Consider the following 5,163-nt stretch of genomic DNA (forward strand, 5'->3'; position numbering starts at 1 on the left):
TGCACCAGCTCGTGGTCTGGCTCGGCATCTGCGACGGCAACATGCAGGAAGGCTCGTTCCGCTGCGACGCCAACGTCTCGGTGCGCCCGAAGGGACAGGAGCAATTCGGCACGCGTGCCGAGATCAAGAACGTCAACAGCTTCCGCTTCGTCGAGCGCGCGATCGAATACGAGATCGAACGCCAGATCGAGCTGATCGAGGGCGGCGGTCGCGTCGTGCAGGAAACCCGGCTCTACGACCCGGATCGCGACGAAACCCGTTCGATGCGCGGCAAGGAAGAAGCCAACGACTACCGCTACTTCCCGGACCCCGACCTGCTGCCGCTCGTGATCGAGGACAGCTTCATCGAACAGCTGCGGGCGAGCCTGCCCGAACTGCCGCAGGCGGCCTTCGCGCGCTTCGTGCGCGACTACGGCCTGCCTGACTACGATGCCGCGACGCTGACCGCCGAGCGCGCCACCGCCGGCTACTACGAGGCGCTGGTCGCCGCGACCGGCGGCGAGGCCAGGCTCTGCGCAAAGCTCTGTGCCAACTGGGTCATGGGCGATCTGGCCGCGGCGCTGAACCGCGCCGGCCTCCCGATCGGCGAAAGCCCGGTGCCGGCCGAAGCGCTCGCCGGGCTGCTCGGGCGCGTGCTCGACGGCACGCTCTCCGGCAAGCTCGCCAAGGAAGTGTTCGGCGCGATGTGGGCGGGCGAGGGCACGGCCGATGCGATCATCGCGGCGCGCGGGCTGGTGCAGCTCACCGACAGCTCGGCGATCGACACGCTGATCGACGGCATCCTCGCGGCCAGCCCGAAGCAGGTCGAGCAGTACCGCGCCGGTCAGGACAAGCTGTTCGGCTTCTTCGTCGGCCAGGTCATGAAGGCCTCGAAGGGCAAGGCCAACCCGCAGCAGGTCAACGAGCGGCTGCTCGCGCGGCTGAAGGGCTGATCACCGGTACACTGACTGTCAGCGGGCCCCGGGCAGGACATCGCCCGGACCCGCTCAGCCAACCTAATACAGGCGGGCATCCGCCTTCAGAACCGATTCCGGACCACCGGCCGGGGGGACTCCATGACCGATCGTGCGCGCACCGTCCGCCGGCCACGCTGGCCGCTCGTGCTGCTGCCGCTGCTGCCGCTGCTGCTGGCGGCGACCTACAACATCCGCGACCGCATGAGTCACGGCAGCTGGGCCTCGTTCATGATGTACCTCGGCGACGACGTGCTGTTCCGCGCCGCGGTCACGCGCGGCCAGGACACCTTCGCGGTCGATTCCAAGCTCAACACCTGCGACAAGTTCCAGCTCAAGGTCATCGGCACGCTGTCGAAGCCCTCGTCGGACAACACCGAGTTCGGCGCCGCCGTGCTGATCCGCGTCGACGAGGCCGGCCTCCACCAGACCTCGGGCCAGTTCAGCGCCGAGCGCGGCAGCACCACGGCCTTCCTGCTGATCAACCGCGTCGAGGAAGGCCCGCGGCTGTTCCGCGAGATGAAGTACGGCAACACGGTCCGCTTCAAGGTGCAGCCCGAGGGCAACAACTCGCCGACCTTCATGAGCTTCCCGCTGAACGGCTCGGCGGCGGCGATCTCGCGCGCCGACGACCTCTGTGCCCGCTATTCGAATGCCAGCGGCGGCGGTGGCGGTCGTGGCCGCAACGACGGCGGCGGTGCGCCGGATGATTCCGACTACTTCGGTGGCGGTGGTGGCGGCGGTCAGCCGCAACCCCAGCCGCAGCCGCAGCGTCCGAAACCGCGTGGCGACGACAGCTTCTTCTGAGCACTCCAGAAGTATTTCATGTGAGGATTTGCGCTGGCTGCGTGTGCCGGTGCCTGACGGGTTGAGGCGGTCATGAACAGCGAACAGGCCATCCTCGCTGCGATCGAACGGATTCCGTTGCCGGAACCGGTCGAGCGGCTCATCGCTTACCCGGAGGTCGATTCGATGGATCGACCGGCTATCCGCGTCTGGATCATCCTGAAGGATGATCACGTTGCCGAGCGCGAGACGAGCGCCATGCTGGATGCGCTGACGCAGGCGATCCGTGACCGGACGTGGCAGATCGACGAGCGCTACTGGCCTTACGTGCGCGTGCGCAGCGTCAGCGAACAGGCGCTCATCGAAAGTGAGCATGGATGAGTCTGCCCGCCGATCTGCTGAAGCAGGCCGAACATCTGGCGCGCAAGGAGCCACGCCGGCCGAGCCAGGCCAGTCTGCGCCGGGCGGTTTCGGCCGCGTATTACGCGCTGTTCCATCGTTTGATCGAGGATGCCGCCGCCCGGCTCGTTCCCGGGACGCACCGCCGAGCCTTGCGCCAGCGCATCGCACGGGCGTGTGAGCACGGAGAGATGCGCCGGGTCTGCGAGCGATTCGCCCAGCCCGCGGGCAGGCTGCCGCCGGGTTTGCAAATGCTGCTTCCGGGCGGTGTTCCACCGGCGTTGCAGCAAGTCGCGGCGACCTTCGTTGAACTGCAGGAGGCGCGGCACGAGGCGGACTACAACCTGGCGTCGAGTCTGACCCGGACCGATGCGCAACGCCTGATCGAACTCGCACGCCGCGCCTGCAGTACATGGGTGACGGTGCGTGAGTGCGAGGAGAGTCGCGTGTTCCTGCTTGCCTTTCTGTTTTTCAAGCAACTCCAGCGCTGAGCACGAATCGACTGTCCCATGACCGACGCCCTGCACCGCTTCCTGTTCGAATCCCATCCCGTGCGCGGCGAATTCGCGACGCTCGACGGCCTCTGGCAGACCGTGCTGGAGCGGCGCGACTATCCGGCGCCGGTGCGGCGCGTGCTCGGCGAAGCCATGGCCGCCGCGGCGCTGCTGTCGGCGACGATCAAGTACACCGGCGTGCTGACGCTGCAGCTGCAGGCGCCCGACGGACGGCTGCGCCTTCTGGTCGTGCAGGTGCATTCGGACCGCACGCTGCGCGGCCTCGCGCGCTGGGACGAAACCGCCGGACTGCCCGATGAACTGCCGCTCGCCGGGCTCTGCGGCCATGGCACGCTGGTGATCAGCATCGAGACCGAGGGCGCGCGCGAGCCGTATCAGGGCATCGTGCCGCTCGATGGCGAGTCGATCGCCGCGGCGCTCGAACACTGGTTCGCGCAATCCGAACAGCTGCCGACCCGGCTCGTGCTCGCCGCCGATGCGCAGCGCGCGGCCGGCCTGCTGCTGCAGCGCCTGCCCGGCGTCGATGCCGACGCCGATCACTGGCAGCGGGTCACGCAGCTCGGCGCGACGCTGACGGCGGCCGAACTGCTGTCGGAAGCACCGGAAACCCTGCTGCACCGGCTGTTTCACGAGGAGGACGTGCGGACCTTCGCGCCCGAGGCGCTCGCGTTCCGCTGCAGCTGCTCGCGCGCGCGTTCGGCGGCGGCGCTGCGCACGCTCGGGGCCGAAGAACTGCGCGCGCTGCTTGCCGAGCGCGGCGGCACGGTCGGCGTCGACTGCGAGTTCTGCGGCCAGGCCTACACCTTCGATGCCGTCGACATCGAGGCACTGCTCGCTGCCGCCGATGCACCGCCGGCGGCGCAATAGCATGGACTTCCTCCCGATGCCGGTCCGGACATGAGTGCCCTGGTGCAGCTGTTCCTCGACATCATGCTGATGCGCCGCGGTCCGCAGGACGTGCCGGCCTCGACGGCGCTGTGCGCGGTCTGCACGGTCGCCTACGCACTGCTCGGCTTCCTGTCGGTGCTGCTCAACAGCCCGCCGGTGCTGGCGCTGGCGCAGACCGTGCTCGATCTGGTGCTGCTGACCGGCTTCACGCAGGTGCTGCTCGGCGCGCACCGCCACCGTGCGCGCTTCCTGCAGACCTACACGGCGCTCACCGGCACCGGCGCGCTGTTCGCGATCGCCGCCGCGCCGGTGCTGCTCGCGTTCCCGAACGATCCCGGCCAGGGCACGCCGTCGCTGGTGGCCTTCCTGTACTTCGGGCTGGTGATCTGGAGCATCGCCGTCATGGGCCACGTCTACGCGCAGGCGCTGTCGACCGCGCGCGGTCGCGGACTGGCGTGGTCGATCGCCTACTTCGTGCTGAGCTTCGTGGCGCTTGCGTTCCTGTATGCCCAGTTCGATTGATACCGGTCACACGTGAATGCGCTGTTTATCCCCCTCTCCCCAACCCCTCCCCCGCGAGGGGGGAGGGGCTGAAAAAGACCGGGCGTTCAGCTGTGATGGGGATGAGAACCTGCTGCCGGCCGGCCGAGGCCGGACCGGACGCCTGACCGAATGCCTGACTGACGCCTGCGGGCGACGGATTCCTCCCATGCACCTGCACATCCTCGGCATCTGCGGCACCTTCATGGCCGGTGTCGCGCTGCTCGCCCGCGAGGCCGGGCACACCGTTTCCGGCTGTGACGCCAACGTCTATCCGCCGATGAGCACGCAGCTCGAAGCCGCCGGCATCCGGCTGACCGAAGGCTTCGACCCGGCCCAGCTTGATTTGGCGGCCCCCGACGTGGTCGTGGTCGGCAACGTCATGCGCCGCGGCCTGCCGATCGTCGAGACCCTGCTCGATCGCGGCCTGCCGTACACCTCCGGCCCGCAGTGGCTGGCCGAGCACATCCTGCACGGGCGCTGGCCGCTCGCGGTCGCCGGCACGCACGGCAAGACCACGACCAGCTCGATGCTCGCGTGGATCCTCGAGGACGCCGGGCTGGCGCCGGGCTTCCTGATCGGCGGCATCCCGGCCAACTTCGGCGTCTCGGCCCGGCTCGGCTCGGCGCCGTTCTTCGTCGTCGAGGCCGACGAGTACGACACGGCCTTCTTCGACAAGCGCTCGAAGTTCGTGCACTACCGGCCGCGCACGGCGGTGCTGAACAACCTCGAATACGACCACGCCGACATCTTCCCGGATATCGCGGCGATCCAGCGGCAGTTTCATCACCTCGTGCGCACCGTGCCCGGCGGCTGCGGCCGGCTGGTGGTCGAGGCCGGTTCCGCGGCGCTCGGGGAAACCCTGGCGATGGGCTGCTGGACGCCGGTCGAGCGCTTCGGCCCCGGTGGCGACTGGACGGCCGCCAAGGTCGCCGCCGACGGCTCGGCCTTCGACGTGCAACTCGCCGGCGAACGGCTCGGACGCGTCGAATGGCCGCTGCTCGGTGCGCACAACGTCGCCAACGCGCTGGCCGCGATCGCCGCGGCCCGCCACGCCGGCGTGCGCCCGCAGGACGCCATCG

7 protein-coding genes are annotated in these 5,163 nt (G+C 69.1%); all 7 read left to right on the top strand.

Annotation, left to right across the window (positions count from 1 at the left end):
* Window positions 1-932, top strand: a 932-nt coding sequence (gene gatB, locus PKE44_RS14725; RefSeq protein ID WP_324552500.1) for an Asp-tRNA(Asn)/Glu-tRNA(Gln) amidotransferase subunit GatB, incomplete at its 5' end; no start/stop codon positions are given.
* 123 nt (window positions 933-1,055) lie between these two features.
* Window positions 1,056-1,760 (top strand): hypothetical protein, encoded by a 705-nt coding sequence (locus PKE44_RS14730; protein WP_324552502.1) that lies wholly within the window; start codon window positions 1,056-1,058, stop codon window positions 1,758-1,760.
* Window positions 1,761-1,832: 72 nt separating this feature from the next.
* Window positions 1,833-2,120: a hypothetical protein gene (locus PKE44_RS14735; RefSeq protein WP_324552504.1), complete on the top strand. Its 288-nt coding sequence runs from the start codon at window positions 1,833-1,835 to the stop codon at window positions 2,118-2,120.
* Window positions 2,117-2,629, top strand: coding sequence for a hypothetical protein (locus PKE44_RS14740; RefSeq protein ID WP_324552506.1), 513 nt, complete (start codon window positions 2,117-2,119; stop codon window positions 2,627-2,629). The genes PKE44_RS14735 and PKE44_RS14740 overlap by 4 nt, the downstream gene beginning before the upstream one ends.
* Window positions 2,630-2,647: 18 nt before the next feature.
* Entirely contained in the window at window positions 2,648-3,520 is an 873-nt protein-coding gene (gene hslO / locus PKE44_RS14745) for an Hsp33 family molecular chaperone HslO (protein WP_324552508.1), read from the top strand.
* Window positions 3,521-3,550: 30 nt separating this feature from the next.
* Entirely contained in the window at window positions 3,551-4,063 is a 513-nt protein-coding gene (locus PKE44_RS14750; protein WP_324552511.1) for a hypothetical protein, read from the top strand.
* Window positions 4,064-4,250: 187 nt separating this feature from the next.
* Window positions 4,251-5,163 (top strand): UDP-N-acetylmuramate:L-alanyl-gamma-D-glutamyl-meso-diaminopimelate ligase (gene mpl / locus PKE44_RS14755; RefSeq protein WP_324552513.1); only part of this gene is annotated, 913 nt, incomplete at its 3' end.

The sequence above is a fragment of the Plasticicumulans sp. genome, assembly GCF_035331805.1.
Lineage (GTDB): Bacteria > Pseudomonadota > Gammaproteobacteria > Competibacterales > Competibacteraceae > Plasticicumulans.